This is a genomic window from Paenibacillus sp. NRS-1781, from assembly GCF_050467745.1.
In the GTDB taxonomy this organism is placed as follows: Bacteria; Bacillota; Bacilli; order Paenibacillales; family Paenibacillaceae; genus Paenibacillus; species Paenibacillus terrae_A.
In genome coordinates this window covers 12,378-33,131 of sequence record NZ_JBITPI010000094.1, presented here as the reverse complement: position 1 = coordinate 33,131, position 20,754 = coordinate 12,378, and the positions used below count along the sequence as shown (strand labels likewise).

14 protein-coding genes are annotated in these 20,754 nt (G+C 49.2%); 7 read left to right on the top strand and 7 right to left on the bottom strand.

Annotation, left to right across the window (positions count from 1 at the left end; genetic code table 11):
- Positions 1-154 precede the first annotated feature (154 nt).
- The 4 genes from ACIFO6_RS23945 to ACIFO6_RS23930 all read left to right on the top strand — a co-directional run bounded on the left by ACIFO6_RS23945 (position 155) and on the right by ACIFO6_RS23930 (position 5,858).
- Positions 155-1,669, top strand: coding sequence for an alpha-N-arabinofuranosidase (locus ACIFO6_RS23945; RefSeq protein ID WP_430044525.1), 1,515 nt, complete (start codon positions 155-157; stop codon positions 1,667-1,669).
- Positions 1,670-2,086: 417 nt separating this feature from the next.
- Positions 2,087-3,934, top strand: a complete 1,848-nt coding sequence (locus ACIFO6_RS23940) for an HSP90 family protein (RefSeq protein WP_430044523.1) — start codon at positions 2,087-2,089, stop codon at positions 3,932-3,934.
- Positions 3,935-3,960: 26 nt separating this feature from the next.
- The gene (locus tag ACIFO6_RS23935; RefSeq protein WP_430044520.1) at positions 3,961-5,022 is read left to right on the top strand and encodes a hypothetical protein; all 1,062 of its coding nucleotides are present in this window, start codon (positions 3,961-3,963) and stop codon (positions 5,020-5,022) included.
- Positions 5,023-5,111: 89 nt separating this feature from the next.
- A complete protein-coding gene (locus ACIFO6_RS23930) occupies positions 5,112-5,858 on the top strand; it encodes a glycerophosphodiester phosphodiesterase (RefSeq protein WP_430044518.1) in 747 nt (248 codons plus the stop codon).
- A 328-nt stretch (positions 5,859-6,186) separates the two neighbouring features.
- Here the strand turns inward: ACIFO6_RS23930 and galU are convergent, their stop codons facing one another.
- The 4 genes from galU to ACIFO6_RS23910 are packed head-to-tail and all read right to left on the bottom strand — an operon-like array spanning position 6,187 to position 10,837.
- Complete coding sequence (gene galU, locus ACIFO6_RS23925; RefSeq protein WP_430044517.1) at positions 6,187-7,062, bottom strand: UTP--glucose-1-phosphate uridylyltransferase GalU; 876 nt, start codon at positions 7,060-7,062, stop codon at positions 6,187-6,189.
- Entirely contained in the window at positions 7,059-7,481 is a 423-nt protein-coding gene (locus ACIFO6_RS23920; RefSeq protein WP_430044515.1) for a GtrA family protein, read from the bottom strand. The genes galU and ACIFO6_RS23920 overlap by 4 nt, the downstream gene beginning before the upstream one ends.
- 3 nt (positions 7,482-7,484) lie before the next feature.
- Positions 7,485-8,576, bottom strand: coding sequence for a glycosyltransferase family 2 protein (locus ACIFO6_RS23915; RefSeq protein WP_430044514.1), 1,092 nt, complete (start codon positions 8,574-8,576; stop codon positions 7,485-7,487).
- A gap of 17 nt (positions 8,577-8,593) precedes the next feature.
- Entirely contained in the window at positions 8,594-10,837 is a 2,244-nt protein-coding gene (locus tag ACIFO6_RS23910) for a glycosyltransferase family 39 protein (RefSeq protein ID WP_430044512.1), read from the bottom strand.
- Positions 10,838-11,094: 257 nt separating this feature from the next.
- Here ACIFO6_RS23910 and ACIFO6_RS23905 point away from each other — a divergent pair, with 257 nt between their 5' ends.
- Together ACIFO6_RS23905 and ACIFO6_RS23900 are read left to right on the top strand one after the other, a co-directional pair.
- Entirely contained in the window at positions 11,095-11,781 is a 687-nt protein-coding gene (locus ACIFO6_RS23905; RefSeq protein ID WP_430044510.1) for a response regulator transcription factor, read from the top strand.
- A complete protein-coding gene (locus ACIFO6_RS23900; protein ID WP_430044507.1) occupies positions 11,778-13,268 on the top strand; it encodes a sensor histidine kinase in 1,491 nt (496 codons plus the stop codon). The genes ACIFO6_RS23905 and ACIFO6_RS23900 overlap by 4 nt, the downstream gene beginning before the upstream one ends.
- Before the next feature lie 60 nt (positions 13,269-13,328).
- Here the strand turns inward: ACIFO6_RS23900 and ACIFO6_RS23895 are convergent, their stop codons facing one another.
- Positions 13,329-17,621 carry a S8 family serine peptidase gene (locus ACIFO6_RS23895; RefSeq protein ID WP_430044505.1) on the bottom strand — a complete coding sequence of 1,431 codons (4,293 nt, stop codon included), beginning with the start codon at positions 17,619-17,621 and terminating at the stop codon, positions 13,329-13,331.
- Positions 17,622-17,981: 360 nt separating this feature from the next.
- Here ACIFO6_RS23895 and ACIFO6_RS23890 point away from each other — a divergent pair, with 360 nt between their 5' ends.
- On the top strand, positions 17,982-18,917 hold the full coding sequence (locus ACIFO6_RS23890; RefSeq protein WP_430044504.1) for a manganese-dependent inorganic pyrophosphatase: 936 nt from the start codon (positions 17,982-17,984) through the stop codon (positions 18,915-18,917).
- A gap of 208 nt (positions 18,918-19,125) precedes the next feature.
- On the opposite strand, the gene ACIFO6_RS23885 is transcribed toward ACIFO6_RS23890, so the two are convergent.
- Both ACIFO6_RS23885 and ACIFO6_RS23880 read right to left on the bottom strand, forming a co-directional pair.
- Positions 19,126-19,668: a MarR family winged helix-turn-helix transcriptional regulator gene (locus ACIFO6_RS23885; protein ID WP_430044502.1), complete on the bottom strand. Its 543-nt coding sequence runs from the start codon at positions 19,666-19,668 to the stop codon at positions 19,126-19,128.
- 111 nt (positions 19,669-19,779) lie between these two features.
- A complete protein-coding gene (locus ACIFO6_RS23880; RefSeq protein WP_430044500.1) occupies positions 19,780-20,727 on the bottom strand; it encodes a DNA ligase in 948 nt (315 codons plus the stop codon).
- Between the last annotated feature and the right edge of the window lie 27 nt (positions 20,728-20,754).

Below are 20,754 nucleotides of genomic sequence, written 5' to 3'. Positions count from 1 at the left end.
ATATTAAATCCGTAAATGAGCATTTTGCAGCACCGTCTGTCTATTGTACTTTCGAGCGTTGGGAATCGAATGATGCAAAATGCTGAAATAAAACGGTTTGTTAGTCTCAGAGGTACGACGGATTTTATTTTCACATTCAGAGAGGATGGTTTAGGTGGCAGCAGCTGTAAAAGCAAAAATGATTGTAGACAAGTCATTTCGTATTGCTGAAGTCGATAAACGCATTTATGGTTCTTTTGTAGAGCATCTCGGGCGTGCTGTATATGGCGGTATTTATGAGCCTACTCATTCAACCAGTGATGAAAGCGGTTTCCGAAATGATGTAAAAGAGCTGGTGAAGCAGCTTGATGTTCCTATTATACGCTACCCGGGCGGGAATTTTGTATCCGGTTACAATTGGGAGGATGGTGTCGGTCCTGTTGCGTCCAGACCTAGACAGCTAGAGCTGGCGTGGAGAACGGTCGAGCCGAATGAAGTGGGTACGAACGAGTTTTTCAAATGGGCGAAAGAAATCGGCTCAGAGGTTATGATGGCGGTTAATCTGGGTACGCGCGGGATTGAAGCGGCGCGTAACCTGGTGGAATATTGCAACCATCCGGGCGGCTCCTACTGGAGTGATCTACGCCGCAGTCACGGTGTAGAGCAACCGCATAAGATTAAAACCTGGTGTCTCGGCAACGAAATGGATGGCCCATGGCAGATTGGACACAAGACAGCGGAAGAGTACGGTCGTCTCGCGGTAGAGTCCGCCAAAGCAATGAGGCTGATTGACCCTGACATTGAGCTTGTCTCTTGCGGCAGCTCCAGTTCGACAATGCCGACGTTCCCTGAATGGGAAGCGACGACGCTGGATCATACCTATGAGGTAGCCGACTATATTTCTCTGCATCAATACTACGGCAACCACGACAATGATACGGCCAATTATTTGGCACGTTCCATGGATATGGACCATTTTATTCATACAGTTATTTCGACCTGTGACTATATCAAAGCGAAGAAGCGCAGCAAGAAAAAAATGATGCTCAGCTTCGATGAATGGAATGTGTGGTACCACTCCAACGATGCGGACAGCAAAATTGATCCGTGGTCTGTGGCGCCGCCCCAGCTTGAGGATATTTACAACTTCGAGGATGCACTGCTGGTGGGAAGTATGCTGATTACGTTCCTGCGTCATGCTGACCGTGTAAAAATGGCTTGCCTTGCCCAACTGGTCAATGTCATTGCGCCAATCATGACTGAAAATAACGGCAAAGCGTGGAAGCAGACGATTTTCTATCCGTATCTGCATGCATCCCGTTATGGTCGCGGTGTATCGTTGATGCCCGTGGTAGACTCGGAAAAATACGATTCCAAGGATTTCACAGACATTCCTTATCTGGATAGCGCTGTGGTCTATGATGAAGAGGGAGACGCTCTGACTGTCTTTGCGGTAAACCGTCACTTGTCCGAGTCGCTGGAGTTGACGGTGGATGTGCGCAGCTTTGAAGGCTACCGCATTGTGGAGCATACGGTGCTGGAGCATGACGATCTCAAAGCAACCAACAGTCCGGCAGGAGAAAAGGTTTCGCCTCACAACGGCGGTAATGCCAAGCTCGACGATGGCATCGTCAAAGCTCATTTGGGTAAAGCCTCGTGGAACGTAATCCGTCTGGCCAAGTCTCATTAATCCTTTTTTCTGCAAAAGGTACAGCCCGGCTGTACTGAACAAGCCCGCATTCTCTCTTGTATGGGTATACAGGAGTAGCCATGCGGGTTCTTTGCATAAAATGAGCCATTTGTCCCTCAGCAGATCTAGCGATACTTGAATAGGCTGATTTTTAAATAAAAATTATTTTAATTACTAAATTTAACTAAAATAAGGTGATGCTTATTAACTATACTCTCATATTACATACATTTTTATGAAGTTAATTAGACCCAGTTCCAATCAGCCAAGGTGAAAAAAGACCCTATTATATCGTTGTCAACGTATTGATATCAGAAAGCAGGTGTGCAATCCGTCTGTAATCCACGTTATAATTTACATGATGGTTAATCCAAAAGCCAAGGATTGTCGTAGCATTTCCAGAAAGGAATGATCTGTATGAGTCAAACGGACGAATATCGTTTTCAGGTGAACTTGGGCGGGATGATTGATATTTTGGCCAATCATTTATATAGCAGCCCACGCGTGTTTATACGCGAGGTACTGCAAAATGCAACAGACGCCATTACGGCTCGCAAGGAGCTAGGGGAGACTGCTGCTGAAAGTAAAAGCTTTGAAGGTAAAGTGACCGTGGAGTTATCTGGCTCCGGTGAACAACAGGTTTTGATGATTCAGGATAACGGCATTGGACTGACGGAAGAGGATATTCATCGCTTTCTGTCGATCATTGGCCAGTCTTCGAAGAAGGGGACGGATTTACTGGCCTCGGAGACATCATTTATCGGGCGATTTGGGATTGGCTTGCTGTCTTGCTTTATGGTGAGCGATGAAATCGTGGTGCTGACGCGCTCGGTAAAGGAAGGCATCTCCATGGAATGGAGAGGGAAACCGGACGGAACGTATACGATTCGTCGATTGGAAACTGAGCTGCCTGTAGGCACGCAAATTTATGTGCGCTGCAAGCCGGGGAGCGAGCTGTATTATGAGCCAGCGCAGGTGGAGGAGTCTCTATTTTATTATGGGGCGCTGCTGCCATATCCGGTCATGCTGTCAGTAGCCGGGGAGACCAAGCGCGTCAATCTTCCATCTACCCGTTGGATGCAGGACCCGGAACAATTGCGCAGTCGTCGCGGTGAGGTGCTGGACTTGGGCTATCGCCTGATGGGTGAGCGCTTTGGCGATTTTATTCCACTGCGGACGGCATCGGGCAGAACAGGCGGGATTGCATTCATTTTGCCGCGTAGCATTAATCTCAACAGCAAGCGGCTGCATCGGGTGTATCTGAAGCATATGCTGGTGTCCGACAAAGCGGAAAATGTATTGCCGGAGTGGGCTTTTTTCATTAAAAGTCTGATCTGGACAGATGAATTGCAGCCGACAGCATCACGTGAGTATTTTTACGAAAATGAGCAGCTTGATGGTGTTCGTTCTGAACTGGGAACCTGTATTCGGCAAGAGCTGCTACGCATGGCGGAGTATGAGCCAGACCGCTTGCAGCATTGGATTCGTTTGCATGAGCTTTCCATGAAGGCGCTCGCGGTGGAGGATGATGAATTTCTGCGGATTATGCACCGCTGGTTTTCCTTTGAAAGTACATTTGGGCGGCGGGAGCTGAGTGAACTGATCCGTGAGGCGGGCGGGCGTCCGCTCCATTACACATCGACGGTTGATGAGTATCGCCAAATTACCCATGTGGCGGCGGCGCAATCCATGCTGGTGATCAACGGCGGCTATATTTACGATACGGAAATTTTGGAAAAGCTGCATTGGATCGACCCTGCTCTGCAAGCCGAGCGGCTTAGTCCCGAGGATGTGTCTCTTTCATTTACTGGGCTAACGCAGGAAGAGCGCGAGCAGTATTACAGCGTGCTACGCGTCATGGATGCTGCTTTGCAACCGATGCGCTGTCGTACGGAATTGAAGCGTTTTGAGCCGGCGAGCTTGCCTGTGCTATATACCATTTCGCAGGATGCGCTAACCTTGCGTTCAATGGAAAACACCGTCGAAGAAACAACTTCGCTTTTTTCCAATGTACTCGATAGTCTGAAAGCCGGGGTCCAGCAGAATGCGGGCTACTCGACTTTATATTTTAATCTGAACAATCCGGTGGTGGCGCGTATTTTTGAGGCTACCGATGCACAGATGATTACGGCTGCAACGGAAATGATGTATGTGAACGCGCTTATGATGGGCCATTATCCGATGAATCGGAGTGAGTTGGGGCTGATGAACCGGAGTGTGCTGCATTTTATCAATTGGGGATTAGGGAACGGACAAAACGCGTAATTACGTAATTACAGGAGGCTAGTCGAATGGAAGATACGATATATGATCTGATGGAACAAGCGCAGGATCTGCCCGGAGGGGCGGCCAAGCTGGCGATTTTGGAGGAAGCGGCCCGCTTGGCCGATACATCCGGATTGAAGGAGCTTGGCTACGAAGTCCGGGGAGAAATTGTGGACTGCGCTATTTTTAATGGATATCCGTTGAAGGCGCTGATCGCTTTTTCGTGGCAACTGGGTCAATTTGATCAAAACCCCGACGAATATGATGAGCAAGAGCTGCTGTGGACCTACAAATGGATTCTCGGCAAGGTGTGCAGCTTTCCCAATATACCGAAAACCCAGGTGGAGGATCTTGTGGAGGATATGCGCAAACGTTATGCCGAATACGGGTATAATGAGCGTCCATATCACTACTATAAGTTCCGTATCGCGATGGATATGGGGAGATTGGATGAAGCACGCCAGTATCTGGATACCTTTCGTACGATTGAACGGGATAGCATGAGTGATTGTGAAGCCTGCGAGCAGAGCCAGATCGTACGGTTTTACTATTTGACCGGAGAGGACGAGCAGGCGCTTGCCGTGGCCAAACCGATTTTGTCGGGACGGATGACATGTGCGGAAGTGCCGCATGTGACGCTCTCACAGGTGCTATTGCCGCTTTACCGTCTAGGGGAAGCCGACAAGGCGAAGGATCATCATCGTAAGGGGTATCGCCTGATTCGGGATGACCGTGATTTTCTGAAAACCATCGCGGAGCATATCGAGTATTTGGCGGTTGCGGACCCGGTTAAGGGAATTGAAGTGGTAGAGCGTCATTTGCATATAGCGCTGGATTATGAGAGCGGGCTGGAGCAAATGTATTTTTACGCGGCAATGGTAGGTCTGCTGCAAAAGCTCGACGCTTCGGGTGATAGTAGATTGATCCGGCTGCCTGCTGCTTTGGAATGGGGCAAAGAGGAGCGTACGCTGACAGAAATTATTGCGTATTTCAGACCATTGGCAGAGTCGGCGGCAGCAGCATTTGATCGACGGAACGGGAATACGTTTTATACCGATTGGATCGGGAAAATGGTTCAAACCGCGTAGAGCAGAAGAGCCCCTGTGACGAATATTTTATACAGCCCAAACAATGAGCAGGTATGATGTTCCTGTGAAATGACAGGAGGGGTTATGTTGTGACTGTAACTGAGAAAGTTATTAATTTTGCACATCGTGGTGCTTCGGGTGTATGCCCTGAAAATACGATGGCGGCGTTCCGCCACGCTTTGGAGCTGGGGGCCACCGGCATAGAAACGGATGTGCAGCGTACCCGGGATGGGCATTTGGTGCTCCTTCACGATGAATCACTGAAACGCACGACAGGCTCTCCGCTGGATGTACGCGATATTACGCTGGAAGAACTGAATGGACTAGATGCAGGCGGCTGGTTTGATGAGAAATTCCGGGGTGAGCGGGTGCCGTTGCTGGACGAGCTGCTGGAGCTGGCGCAGGCTTCGGATGCAATCATTAATCTGGAATTGAAAAATAGCATATACCTCTATCCTGGTATGGAGGAAGAGGTGATTGCCGCTGTACGACGTTTCGGTTTAGAGGAGCGGGTGATTATCTCCAGCTTCAATCATGAATCGCTGGCGCTCTGTGCGCAATTGGCCCCTGAGATCAAGACGGGAGCGCTGTATATTGAGATTATGGTTCGTCCGTCGGAGTATGCAAGACAATTCGGGGTCACAGCACTGCATGCCTACAAGCATTCCGTCACACCAGAGGCCGTATCTGAGGCTTTGGCGGTAGGCGTGGTCTACCATCCGTGGACAGTAAATGAGCCGGAAGAAATGCAGCGACTGCTGGAGGCCGGGGTGAGCGGTATTATCACCGACTACCCTGATCGCTTGGCATCTCTATTGGCTGTCCACTCTTCCTAAGCCGAAGATACCACGGAACTGCACTAAGCTCGCCGGGATATGGATATGGATATTTTTGAAGCCAAAAGACTCTCCTGTACGCACTCGTCCGAAGAACATATCATCACGATAATCTTGTTTCCTTTCTATTTGACGCCAAGCCGCATACGATAGCTGAACAGGATATCCAAGGTTCTGTGGTCATAGTCATCAGCAAAGCCGTTGATACTGTACTTTTACATTGTACAGGTTTATGTGTTGATCCATCTACTTTTATGGTTCCACAACATGGATCAGATATCAGAATATGCACAGGAAGAGGGGATAGGTGCAATCCTGTGTGCCTATTTTATCGTGAAGCCAGAGCCCACTCGCGCATCATGGAATCAAGCATTGGACGAAGATCCTCGCGCTGCATACCCATGTGGAGTACGGCTTCCAGGTATCCTGCTTTATCACCGATATCATAACGTGTGCCTTCCAGTTCTAGTGCCAGAAGTTGGTTCTGTAATGCTACCTGATGGAGGGCACCTGTCAGTTGATATTCGCCGCCCGCACCCGTGGACAGATTCTCCAATATGGAGAAAATGGAAGGCTCCAATACATACCGCCCAATGACCGCCTGCCGTGAAGGGGCCTCCGCAGGGGATGGTTTTTCAACAAGTCCGCCGACTTCGTGAATAAGACCGTTCTGATGGATGGAGTCAATAATGCCGTATTTACTTACATCCTGTTCTTCCACTGTGCGTACGCCGACCACTTGCTTGCCAGCCGCTTCGTAGACATCCATCATTTGGCGAATCGCCGGAGTGGAGGAATTCATAATATCATCGCCTAGCAACACAGCGAATGGCTCATCACCAATAAACTGACGGGCACAACGTACCGCATGTCCCAAACCGAGGGGTTCCTTTTGGCGGATATAGTGAATGACCGCTTTGCCCCCGATGCTTTGAACCTCGCGTAGAAGATCATACTTTACTTTACTTTCCAGTACTTGCTCCAGTTCTAAGGACTTGTCAAAATGATCCTCGATGGCTTTTTTATTACGTCCAGTCACGATAATGATGCTTTCAATCCCGGATTTGATGGCCTCTTCGACAATATATTGAATAGCCAGCTTGTCGACAATCGGAAGCATCTCTTTAGGCAAAGCTTTCGTAGCAGGTAAAAAACGAGTTCCTAATCCAGCGGCTGGAATCACGGCTTTTGTAATTTTTCTCATAGAGATTCACTTTCCTTTCGGGATGGGGAACCGAATACCCAATATCGGCTCCCGATATAATTGATGATCATTCCGGCTGCAGTGGCAATCAGCTTGCATACGGCAAGTGGCAGCTCGGTTCCACTGTGAAGCATTTGCAATAATAGGGAGGTTAGTCCCAATACGATCAGGTTGATGACGATAAATTTAGGCAATTGACGTTTGTGAGCATCGGGTGCTGGGTGTTTGTTGAATGTCCATTTACTGTTCAAAATGTAACTGTTGGCTGTGCCGAAGCTGTATGAAATGATCTGCGACAACACAACTGGAACTCCGGCCCAAGCCAGCAGCATGAAAATGATATAATCAACGCCCGTATTCACCAGTCCTACCATGCCAAAACGGATCATAGGGAGTAGCTGGGCCATGCGGCTTTTCATAGGTTATGCTCCGTGACCGGATTTAGGTCCGGTATATACCGTGCTGTTGCCGCGTACGGTGCGGCTGGCGGATATTAGGCTGTCACGGGAACCTTGCATGTACAGGGATTCACGTTGTTCAGGGGCCTTCATGGCATGGGGCGGGCCGTTTTCGTATTGCCCACCCAGATGTTCACGGACAATGTAGAGCGGGCGGGCTTTGGTTTCGTCATAAATCCGTCCAACATATTCACCCATGATACCGAGAATGATCAGGATCACTCCGTCAAAAATCAGGCTGATGCTAATCATGGACGACCAGCCCTTCATGACATAGGAATCGGTGAAAAGGTTGAGAAACAATACGTACATCAGATACAGAAAGCCGGACATGGACAGGAGTGCGCCGATATAACCTGCCAGCTTGAGCGGTTTAATGGAAAAGGATGTAATTCCATCCAGACTGAGCTTGATCATGCGTTTGAGCGGATACTTGGTTTCGCCTGCGAGCCGCTCATCGCGCTCATATTCCACAGCCGTCTGCTTGAAGCCGATCCAGCTAACGAGTCCACGGACAAACCGATTATTTTCCGGTAGCCGTTTCAATTCGTCTATTACCTTGCGATCCATCAGGCGGAAGTCGCCAGTGTCTACTGGGATATTAATATCCGTCGATGCTTTTAATACACGATAGAAGAGACGGGCAGACCACTTTTTGAAGCGGGTTTCGCCCTTGCGTTTCAGCCGTTTGGCGTAGACTACCTCATAGCCTTCCTTCCACTTGTTAGCCATCTCTACGATCAGTTCCGGCGGGTCCTGGAGGTCGGCGTCAATAACGACGACCGCCTCTCCCACCGCATAATCCATCCCGGCGGTAATCGCTAGCTGATGACCGAAATTACGGGAGAAATCAATCAATACGATGGTATCGTCTCTGAGACAGAACTCCTTGATCAACTGGACGCTGCGGTCCGAACTGCCGTCATTTACGAATATCAGCTCGTAGGGCTCGCCCATCGAGCCCATGACTTGTTTCAGCCGCCGATAGGTTTCGGTAATGACGGCTTCCTCGTTGTACATCGGAATAACTATGGAATAACGGATTTGTTCACTCATAAGTAGTTCCTCCTTATTTATAATGTGATTTCGTATAACGTACCGCTTCCGCCACGTTCGTTTCCGCCAGCTGTTGTTTTCCATTCATCTGTAGGAATCACTTTGCCGTGTTCCTTGATCCATGCTGTGACTTCGGAGTTACCGCTGTCCGGTCCACCGCCGCCTCCACCAGAGATCATGAAGTATTTCACTTGACCGCTTTCCACCAGCGCCTTGACCTTATCGACGGTATACACCGGATCAGAAGATACAAAGCCGTTCATAATGATCACTTTTTGTCCGGCTTCGATCAGATAAGGGGCAGCCGTTGAATAATTGCTTGCTGCGAAAAGGTAGGTTTCACCTGTGTTATGCTTTTGCAAATAGCTCAACGTTTTACTGTCCAGACTTTGACTACCGTTGGGTCCACCCATTCCTCTGGAGCGGGTAGAAGATCTCTGTTCTCTGTCTGTGCTTGTTCCTGTGCTTGAAGTAATACCATCAGAGCTGGATTGCTCTGCATTATTGGTTTGGTTATTCGTTTGAGTTCCTTCAGCTTTTTGCCCATTTGCACCCTGGCCTCGGTTGCCAAAATTACCTCCCGGCATTCCGCCACCGCCTCCACCGCCGCCAAATTGTGTCGGTCCGGCTTGTGGAATCATGCTGTTCCCCCCGTAGGTAATTGGCGTCAACGCCCAGTACACAGGGCCGATGAACATTGCGAGTACACTTGCAATGATGGCATATCTCGTGAACTTCTCGGATTTCAATCGTGCTACTACCAGTAGCGCCGTGCCGATGATACCGAGGATCAATACGGCGATGGACCAGCCACTGCCAATGGTGTCGTTGTAATTTTGCAGGACGAACCAGCTAAATACCGAGGTTGCCAGTACCGCTGCGGGTAACAGCCAGGAGAGCCAGCCGGAACGCTCACGATATTGCTCCCATAATTCCACGAATCCGGCTCCGAAGAGCGCTGCAATTGGTGGTGCGAGCATAATCAGGTAATAATGATGGAAGAAACCGGCTACGCTGAAAAATGCAGCTACGGGAATCAGCCAGGCCAGCCAGAAGATGACCTCTTTGTGTTTTTGCGTGATATTACGGCGTCGAATGCTTGCAAGCAGACCAATTGAAGCAATCAATGCGAATGGGAGCAGCCAGCTGGCCTGACCTGACAGGGCAGATTGGAACAACCGTAAAGGTCCCTTTTCACCAGTGCCGAACATGCCGCCACCAGAATTTCCACCAGGTCCACCCTGACCACCGCCTTGACCGCCTTGACCGTTACCGCCAAATCCGCCCGGCGGCATTTGGCCACCAGCGCCGTTGCCGTATGATGATGTGTCATCGGTACTGGAAGCGCCTGTTGTAGTGCTATCCGTTGATGTAGTTGCTTGAGCTTGATCCGAATTGGTATTGCTGCTGGTTGAAGCGTTTTGTTTCCACTCCGAGCGTTGACTGCCACCAGCGCCCCCGCCTGTTCCTTGGTTTCCCGTCAGACGGGACAGGCCGTTATAGCCAAAGGCCAGATTCAGTACGGAGTTCGTACCGCTGCTTCCCATATAAGGGCGCTGGTCTGCCGGAGTGGAGTCGACCACGACTGCCCAAGAGAGCGACACGGCCACGAGAACGACTGCCGATGCTGCCAGTGTTATCGCTTTTCGCTTCCAGTTAAACTTGGAGGCCAGCAGGTAGAAGAGTCCCAAAGCGGGAACAATCATATAGGCTTGAAGCATTTTTTCGTTAAAGGCGATCCCTACGACTGCGAAAGCCCAGAGGATCGGTCCCATTTTGTGGTTTCTAATGCCTCTGAACAGCAACCATGTTGCGAGCAGCAGTGTGAAAACCAGCATCGCATCAATGTTATTGGTGCGGCTGACCGCTACTGCAATTGGTGTAGTTGCCATAGCGAAGGCGGCCAGTCGAGCGGCCATCGTACCGAAGCTCGGCTTGACGAGCAGGTAAACGAGCAATACCGACCCGACCTGAGCGAGCGCTTGCGGCAGGATAACACTCCAGCCGTGAAGTCCGAAGATGTAGGCGCTCGCAGTCTGAATCCAGAACACGACAGGCGGTTTGTCTACCGTTACCGATCCAGCCGAATCGAGTGAGGCAAAGAAGAAGTTGTGAAAGTTTTCTAGCATGCTTGCTACGGCCGTCGTGTAGTAGGTGTTAACATATTTGTCTTGCCAGATGTTGTATCCGTTCAAAATCGCGGATATCAGCATGATGATGAGGGGGACGTCCGCCCTGCTCTTGAACCATTTCTTAATCATGTACATTCCACTCCCTGTGAAATTTCTTTGTATTTTCCGTTGTTCTAGCCACTTCCGATCTTGGGCCCGGTGAACTACCGGCTTGCTCTTATCATGCCTGACGTAGCTGAAATGGTCATGAGCGCTCCCTGAATGTTAGCTGAAAGCTGGATAGGGATGCTTTTTTTACGTACATATTCAGGTATATTAAATACAGGTGCAGATGAATCGAGCTTTTATGAAGAACAAAAGTGGTGTCATGAAAGGGAAGATAACCGATGAATCCGATACACGGGGTTAAAATTATGCTAGCGGACGATGAGCCGCACATTTTGCAATTTTTGGAGCTTGGGCTGATGAATGAAGGCTATGAGGTTAAAACAGCTGAAAACGGCAGTGATGCACTGGATTTAGCAAAAGAGTTTCGCCCGCATGTTGCGGTGCTGGATGTTATGATGCCTGAAATGAATGGCTTTGAGGTATGCCAAAGTCTCAAGGAAACAGAGGATAACATTGCAGTCATTATGCTGACAGCCAAGGATGATGTGGATGATCGGGTAAAAGGATTAAAACTGGGCGCGGACGATTATGTCGTGAAGCCCTTTAGTTTTAATGAACTGCTGGCCCGGATTGAAGCACGTCTGCGCAATCAGTTTCCTGATCTGCTTGGAGAAGTGGTTCACGGGCCCTTTCAGGTGGATGATCGACGAAAGGAAATTCGCTACCAAAATCAAGTGCTGGAGCTGTCGCCTACCGAATATGAGCTATTGAAGTTTTTGGTGTTGAATCATGGGATTGTTCTTAGTAAAAGTCGAATCCTGGATCGAGTATGGGGGTACGATTTTGGGGGCGAGGACAATATTGTCGAGGTGTATATTCGCTCCTTACGTGAAAAGCTCAAAGACAAGGAGCATCGGGTCATTCGTACGCTGCGTGGTGTTGGGTACCGGGTGGACTTGCTATGATGGCGGCGGGGAAAAGTCGGAGAAGAACTGCGATCCGTTCTCTCCGCTCCCAGCTTTTGGCCAGAACGTTGCTTATTTTGGCGCTGCTGCTCGTCTTGATCGGATTTTTACAATATTTCCTGATGAAGGATTTTCTGTATCGCAGTCGGGCGGATGCGATGGGTACGCAGTTAGGTTCAATTCCTGCCGATTTATTGATTAAGGATTCGCAGGAGAAGAGCGGAAGCTCCACACCCAAAGAAGGAACCAATCGGAAGGATAACCGACCGAGGCCGTTTCTGTTTTGGCCGGATATGTCGCTGGCCTCCATAGATACAGCTGGAACCTTTACGAGCCTGTCTAACGAAAATGGACTTACGCCGCCAATGCTCACCACTCAGCAGTATATTTCGATGCAGCACAACAAGGACATGCGCTATGGCTACCAATTGCTCAGGGATGCTCAAGGGAACGAGCAACTGGTCGTATTCCGTCCGCTCGGTCCGCCTGACCATTCGTATGGGCTGCTTCAAATGGGTGTATCCACAACTTCCATGCAAGAGCAGCTGATTAACCAGTTGCGTACCTTCATTTTGCTATCTCTGATTGCACTTGCAATTGGTCTGGCACTCATGCTTCCAGTGCTGCGGCGCACGTTGGTGCCTCTTTCGAGGATGGTTGAGGCGGTCAAACGCATTGATGCGGGTAATCTGGCCGAACGCTTTGACGCAGAGCAGGGGCAGTATGAGGTGGACCGTTTGGCAGTATCCTTTAACGGGATGCTGGAACGACTGGAGCATTCTTTTGCTGCTGAGCGTGAGTTGCAGATGCAGATGAGACGGTTTATTGCGGATGCTTCCCATGAACTGCGCACCCCGCTTACGTCAATTCACGGTTTTTTGGAGGTGCTGCTTCGTGGAGCGGCATCTAATACGAAGCAGCTTCAATCTGCCTTGGAGAGTATGTATGGTGAATCCAAGCGGATGAATAAGCTTGTCTCCGATTTACTGTTGCTGGCTAAGCTGGATCGAACGCCCGAATTGAAGCTGGAAGATTTGTCGCTGGATACGTTGCTGCTGGAAATGAAGCCGCAGCTCCTGATGCTGGCGGGCAAGCGAAGAGTGCTTTTTGATATGACAGCGGGTGTGCGAGTGCTTGCTGAGGGAGATAAAATCAAGCAGGTAGTGCTCAACCTGTTCCATAATGCTGTTCAGCATACAGATATGGAGAGAGGTGTGATCCATGTAAACTTGTCTGCCGGGAAGAAGCTGGCGGATATTCAGATTCGAGATAACGGGCCGGGCATGAGTAAAGAGCAGTTGGAGCGGATTTTTGAACGCTTTTACCGTGGAGATGAGTCACGTACGCGCAGCTCGGGCGGAGCCGGTCTTGGTCTGGCGATTACACAGTCTATTGTGGAAGCACACGGTGGAAAAATCATCGCTGCAAGTACGCCGGGAGAAGGTAGTGTATTCAAGGTTGCGCTGCCGTTAGCGGGGACGGTATAACATAAAAGCAGCCTCCCGAACCGTAACGTTGTCTATAACGCGGCTCGGGAGGCTTTTGGGTTAGTTAATCAATGCAGCCTTTTGTAAAAGCACATGTAGCACCTTGGCAGATGCTTCACGCGTTGTAGGTACATCTGGCTGGAAGTAGGAGGAGCCCTTGATGGTTGCTCCGTTGATAATGCCTGCTGCGCTCACTTTTTCAATGCTATCCTTGGCGTAGCCCGCGAAGGATGACGCATCATGATACGGTGCGCGCGCAGGGCCATCGACAGATGCTTTGATCTGGAGCAGATCTACTGCCTTGCTCAGCACAACAGCAATTTCCTGCCGACTGATGTTAGCGTTCGGATCGAATTTGTCGCCGCTGCGACCTGTGATCAATCCGGCCTCGTAAGCGGCTGCCACATCGCCGGAATACCAGCTACCTGCTGGAATATCGCCGAATGGTGCGGCAGTACCCGGTGTCAGGCCAAGAGCCCGGGTTACCAAGGCTGCGAATTCGGCACGTGTCACGTTCTTCTTCGGTGAGAAGGCCGTGTCCGTGGTGCCGTTGATCAGCAGCTTGTTCGCAAGCGACTGAATCTCGGATTGAGCATACGACGATGAAATATCTTCAAAGCTAACGGGACGAGTTGCCGCTGCATACGTCGAGAAGCCCGGACGGCTTACCTTAACGATTGTTGATCCATCTGCCTGCTTGGAAAAGACGGATGGAACCGGGTAGACATTTCCGTTAGCCGTATAGAGAACACCGGCTGTATTCGACTCAATTTGGCCAGGTACAGTAAAGGAACGGCTAATGAACTGTCCTGGCGCAACCTTAAGCGGTTCGCTCTTGCCGCCAGTGACAACATTAGCTTCAAACCCTACAGGGGTGCCAATCACAGTCGACCCTTTCAGCTTGCTCGTAAATGTGTTGCTTTCCTGTGCCTGACTGCTGATTACCACTTCAATGCCTGCACCGGCAGGAGCATTTTTCAGAGCAGATATCGGCAAAGCTAGGGAAGATCCTGTGTTGCTCACAATCAGACTACTTCCTGCCGGAGCCTTGCCCAGTGTTGTCAGTTGGGCGGAAGTCAGTGCTGCTTTGGTCGTTTGACCCGCTTGGCTGCTAGCCGACAGGACGATGGCTATTGGGCTGGAGCCTGCTGCCGTCACAGTAGCCTGCAAATCTGCATCGGTTACAGTCAGTGACTGTACGTTATTATTCACCGAGACAGTTGTAGCTACTGCTTTTACCGCCTGTCCTTGCTTCACTACGGATTGAAGTGAAGGTGCAGATGTAGCGACAGGGGTGGATGTGGTGGTTGAAGCGGAAGGTGTAGTATTACTTCTGCCGCCACCTCCACCACTGCCTCCACCGCTACTGCTGCCGGAAGCGGCACTATTGTCGACGCGAATGGCCTTCATAGCGGTGAAAAATTTAAGACCGTTAGTATTGGTCTCGACTTCGCCTTTCGCATTCAGTTCTGGCGAATTAACCTCCAGCTTATACACACCGTCCTTCAAATGCTGAATAACGGGCTGACCGCTGGCATCCAGAACAGGCTTTCCGTTAGCATCGTATTCGACATAGCTTCCGTCAATGTCCTTGAAGGAGTATGCTCCTTGCTTGAGACGGGCGTTAACTCCTTGTTCCTTGGAAGTCGTAATTCCATTAATAAGACCAATTAATTTATCATCTGTGCCATATACATAGAGAGCAATTTGGTTTGTTTTATCCGTGGTCAGGCGGAAAGCAAGATCTGTTGAGCGTTGCGCACCTGTACGATTCGGGTAAATAATCGGGTTGGTTATACTCAGATCCTGCAAGCCGAAGCCTGTAGTCGGATTTTCCTTGCCCACATGAACGACGAACGGCAGATGCAAGGTAGGTAGTCCGGCGCTTTTCAGGATGACTTCTCCCTCATATACGCCTGTAGCTGCACTTGAGCTTGGCTGTACGGACAGGAAGAACGGTTGGGATTTACCCGCTTCTGCCGAGATCGCCCCATTCGTGCCGACACCCTGCAACTGAACAGCGATATTGTTCACGTCAGGCGTGGCAACGGGCTTGGCAGGGTCAGAGGTTACATGATCATGCAAAATGTAGCTGGCTTCATACTGTACGCTGTTTGCGGACAGATTTTTAAGCTGTAATTGAATTTGCTTCGCATCACTGCCTGGTTTTAACACCCCGAAACTGGCGGAAGGATTGTAGTTTACGACCTCCTGCCGATTGAAGTTCTTATCAAGAATCGTAATCTTTTCAACAGTTTCCAGCAGGGCTGGTGTCTGAATCGCATTGGCGATGTTTACAAGTCCTGCACCTTGGGAATACACATCGTATTGGATTTGATCCTCATCGTAAAGCGTATCCGATGTGTTCGCCAGAGCAGCACGGATATCGAACGGCGTCCAGTTTGGATGCTGCTGCTTCAACAATACAGCAAGTCCGGCTACATGTGGAGAAGCCATACTGGTTCCGTTGCTACGTTTGTAAGCATGATCATAAGAGGCATCCGGATAGAACTTGGCGAAGGCAGGATAGGTTGACAAAATGCCGACCCCCGGTGCACTCACATCCGGCTTGATGCTGAGCAACTCGTCGCCGTTTGGCCCACGGGAGCTGAATCCAGCCATCGTATTGCCTGCATTATTTGTGCGAATATAATCCTTTCCGAAGGAGACAGAGAACTTTTCTCCGGCGTTGTCGACGAGCTGTTTAGCCAGCGCGCGACCTTCCTTACCTTTCATATCAAAGGTCGGAATAAAATCAAAGCTGTCGCCCTGGTTAGCGTTTACGTAGCTATCTAGACTCGGAATGGAATCTGTCAAATCAGCCTGCGTGATGTCAGTCGTTTTTGCTCTCCCGTTAAAAATGATTACGGCTTTTGCTCCGTTTTCTTTTGCATTTGCAATTTTATCCACGAATGCCAGGCTTCCACGTGACACGAGGACAATTTTTCCGGCTACATCTTTTCCTTCAAAATCATCAGGCTGCCCCAAATTTGCATATACCAGATCATAAGGGGCAGTTTCCAGAATTGAAGCAAAATCCTCTTGGCCTGTCCCCCAGCCCAACAGATTAAACCCGTAATGTGCATAAGCATCAGCGGTTACTGTTTTCTTCAATTCACCATTCGCTTCCCAGTAGGAATCACGGGTAACTGAAGCTGTGCCTGAGAAGCTTTTGCTTGGCGAGGTTGCCGCACCGACGGAAATGGCCAACTGGGATGAGGCCGGGGAACCCATCGAATAATAATAATTCCCGTCTTGTGCCGCATTACCATTCGCGATGACAGCAACTACACCAGAAAGCACCGCATTATTAATGGCAATAGAGTCAGGGGAGTTAGGGTCCTTCTCGGAGTCTGAGCCGAGGGACAGGTTAATCACGTTCATGCCATCCTTGACAGCTCGTTCGATACCGTCAATGACCTGTGCGGAGGAACCGGAGGAACGCCCGGTTTTGGTATTGCGTCCAAGCACTTTATATACGTATAAGTCCGATTTATAGGCAATACCCTTTTGTACAATATCTGCCGTTTTATTAGCGGCCTTGCCAGCAATCGTACCGGAGACGTGTGTACCGTGTGTTGTTCCGGCAAAACCTGTGCCGTACGGGTCATTCTCTTTTTCAAGGAAAGGCTCCTCGTAAGGATCGTTATCCTGCTCAAAAGAGTCATATCCACCCTTGTAGGCTGCTTTCAAATCCGGGTGCTCATAATCGACCCCGGTATCAATAACCCCAACCTTAATCCCTTCGCCTGTCAGACCTTTAGCCCAGGCTTCAGGAACACCAATCTGATCCAGCGGTGCGTTATCATACGTTGCTTCGCTGGCCGTGAGTGTCGGCGGGTCCTGTACGGGGATGGAATAATACGTTTTGTTTTCATGGATGGATTTTACACCTGGCAGCTTTGCCAGTTCCGGAATTTTATTGGCTTGCAGCGTAATCTCCAAACCGTTAAGTACCGTATTGTATTGGTAATTCACCTGGATCGGAATACCGTTCTGTGCTGCTTTGTCCACGAACGTTGTTTGCTCATTGACGATAGCGGATTCCGCTTTTTGCTCGGATCGTGCTGTGAAGGGCTGGTTACCCGACCGTGCCGCATATTGGTCCACGGCTATTGGCTCACCATCAAGCTGCACGATGACTCTGACCTGCTGGGAGGAAGTGGTATTCAGCTCGGGCGAAATGAACGCCGGAGTCGCTTCGGAAGCCAAAGCTTCCTGTGCTTCTAAAAATGATCGAGTTTGCAGGTCTACGGTAGCGGCAGAACTGACAGACGGAAGAGACAGGCTTACGGTCAAGGCAAGAGCGAGTGTTACGACAGGAATTTTTTTAAAAATGATTGGATTTTTCAAAGATTTCCCTCTTTTCAATCAAAATATGATTTGTCTACATACTAGGATTTGAAGTCACTGCCGAAGTTCTACGCCTCCCTCAAGATTCAAATGATAGAATTGACCACTGGTGACTAACTTGCCAGTTTTGAGGAATATCTTACCATGTTGGTGGGATATATGACTATATGTTTTTTATATATTTAGAAAAAATAAGGTTAACTTCACGTACATATTCCATGGGAATGTTATGAATTTACTAGATTATTTTTGAAATCATTCAAAGGGGAATGGGAGAATACGAGATTTAATGATATAATCTGCATTGGAATTGTTGATATTTTATGAGGATGTAAAATGCTTAGTGCAAAGGAGTCGATTATGTTGGCAAAAACATTGATTTTCGGGCATAAAAATCCGGATACGGATACGATTTGCTCAGCTATTGCTTATGCAGACTTGAAAACCAAACTGGGCGCGGACGTGGAGCCGATTCGTCTGGGCGAGGTAAACGGGGAAACGAAGTATGCACTGGATTATTTCAAAGTGAGTGCACCGCGTCTGGTTGAACAGGTTGCTGCGGAAACAGACAGCGTCATTCTGGTCGATCATAATGAACGCCAGCAAAGTGCGGTTGACATTGACAAGGTGCGTGTAACTGAAGTCATCGACCATCACCGGATCGCTAACTTTGAAACAAGCCAGCCGTTGTACTTCCGCGCTGAGCCTGTAGGCTGCACAGCCACGATTTTGAACAAACTGTACAAGGAAAACGGGATAGCGGTTCCGAAAGAAATCGCAGGTCTGATGCTGTCTGCGATTATTTCCGATTCCCTGCTGTTCAAATCCCCAACCTGCACCGACCAAGACGTAGCTGCTGCCCGTGAACTGGCTGAAATCGCTGGTGTGGATGCAGATAGCTACGGCTTTGATCTGCTGAAAGCAGGAGCTGATCTAAGTGGTCACTCGATTGAGCAGTTGGTGAGTCTGGATGCGAAGGAATTCCAGATGAACGGACGTAAAGTGGAAATTGCGCAGGTGAACGCGGTAGACGTGAACGATGTGCTGTCCCGTCAATCTGAGCTGGAAGCAGCGCTGTCCCAAACGATTGCAGCTAAAAATCTGGATCTGTTCCTGTTCGTCGTAACAGATATTGTGAACAGTAATTCCATTGGTATTGCGCTGGGAAGCCAAGCACAAGCGGTCGAAAAGGCCTACAATGTGCAGCTCGACGACAACAAAGCTGTTCTGAAAGGTGTCGTATCCCGCAAATCGCAGATCGTACCTGTACTGACAGACGCTTTTAACAGTCTGTAATTCGGAAGCAGGCTACAATAAAAAAGAAGCCTCCTGAATCCAGCTACATTTAAAGTAGCGGAAGCAGGGGCTTCTTTTTTTATATCTTCAATTCTACCAGTACGTCTCTGATGCGTAAATGCAAAATGCTCAAGCGTATATGTTTTTGTCCGCGACATCAGCGCACGTCTCCACCATTCCGCCAGTGGATATGCGAGCAATCTTTATCTCAGTCGTCGTACGACTTTTCTTCTCCCTCCCTAGGATCAGTCAGACGCGAACCTTTCACATCTTCAAATGCAGACCGTACGCGTGACAGGTAGGTTTGAAACTCGCAGATTTCCGATTCGCTAAAGTCCGACATCAGGCGTGAGGCCAGTCCTATAAAAAAGGGGTCCATTTGATTGATTTTCCCTCTTCCTTTATCGTTTAACGATACAAATATGCCCCGCTTGTCATTCGGATCATCGTATTTGTTAATATATCCATCTTGCTCAAGGGAAATGACCATGGAGCTGATCGCTGCCCGGCTTACACCCATCTTCTCAGCCAGAGCAGAAGGAGATGACATTTCATCTCTTTGCGCAGAAAGCACACACAGCGCTATATATTGCCCATAGGAGAGCCCGAATTCACGTGAACGTTTCTCCATGCCTTTACGAATTTCATACGTTATTGAAAATAGCTCAACCAAAACACCAATTGGTTTATTGCCACCTGGGAACAGATTATAGGCCAGTTGACGAATTTCGGAGTCCAAGAAAAAGAACATGCGATCCACCTCGATGTAGTTAATTAGTTAACTGTAATTTAATTAACCACTGGTTGCAATGATTTATACAAACTTTATTCCGCTTTTTTTTAAATATATTTGCACAACTTATCATGACCAAGGTCCGATGCACTGCCCTACGTCCTGATTTACAAAAGCCTGTATAGAGGGCTGGCGGAGGGTACGCCCTTCTTGCCATCGCCACTCACTGTATTGAACCTTGGCGGTATACATAGGCTGTACCCATAATGCATCCAGATGACGATCTGGCTCATTGACAAAAGGTCGCGCTGAAATGGTATGCGGTCTCAGTCTCTCCGTAAGCTGACGCCAATCCTCTCGCGTAAGCTTTCCCGTGCCTGCATGTCCAATGTATCGAAGCCCTCCTTGCTTGTCGTACAGGCCCAGCAACACTGCATTGATGACGCCTCCGTTTAAAGTATAGCCTCCAATAACAGCGATACTATCGCCATAATTCTTGACCTTGACCCATCGACCATCCTTCCCGCCAAATGTGTACGGGCTGTCTAAACGTTTGCATACGATACCTTCCATCCCTTCGCTGCGCATCACCTGAAACAGAGCTTGTCCATCAGGATGAGCAGGAGTCAGTTGAACCCGTTCATTCGGCAGGATAACCTGATGCAATAATTCGAGCCTTTGTGCCAGCGGTTTACGGTGAACCCATTCCCCATTCAAATACAAAATATCAAACAGCATGTACGTAGCGGGCACAGCTTCATAAGCCGCTTGAATCCGATCTGTTCGACGAATCAGGTCGCGGCGCATAATGTCATGAAACGAGGGCTTACCATCGGCTCCCAGTGCGATCATTTCCCCGTCCAGAATGACCGAATCGGCCTGGCAGTATGAGGAAAATGAAGTGAGTTCCGGGTATAAAAGTGTTCGCTCATGCTGCTTCCGGTTAAACAGACGCGTGCTACCCTGATTATGATATATCAAAATTCTTGTTCCATCCCATTTTATTTCGTACCGCCACAGGCCCTCCGAAGGGATTTGTTCACTTTGCACTGGCTCAAACGGGATCACGGGTTTCATTTCCCAACACAAATACAACACCTCGCC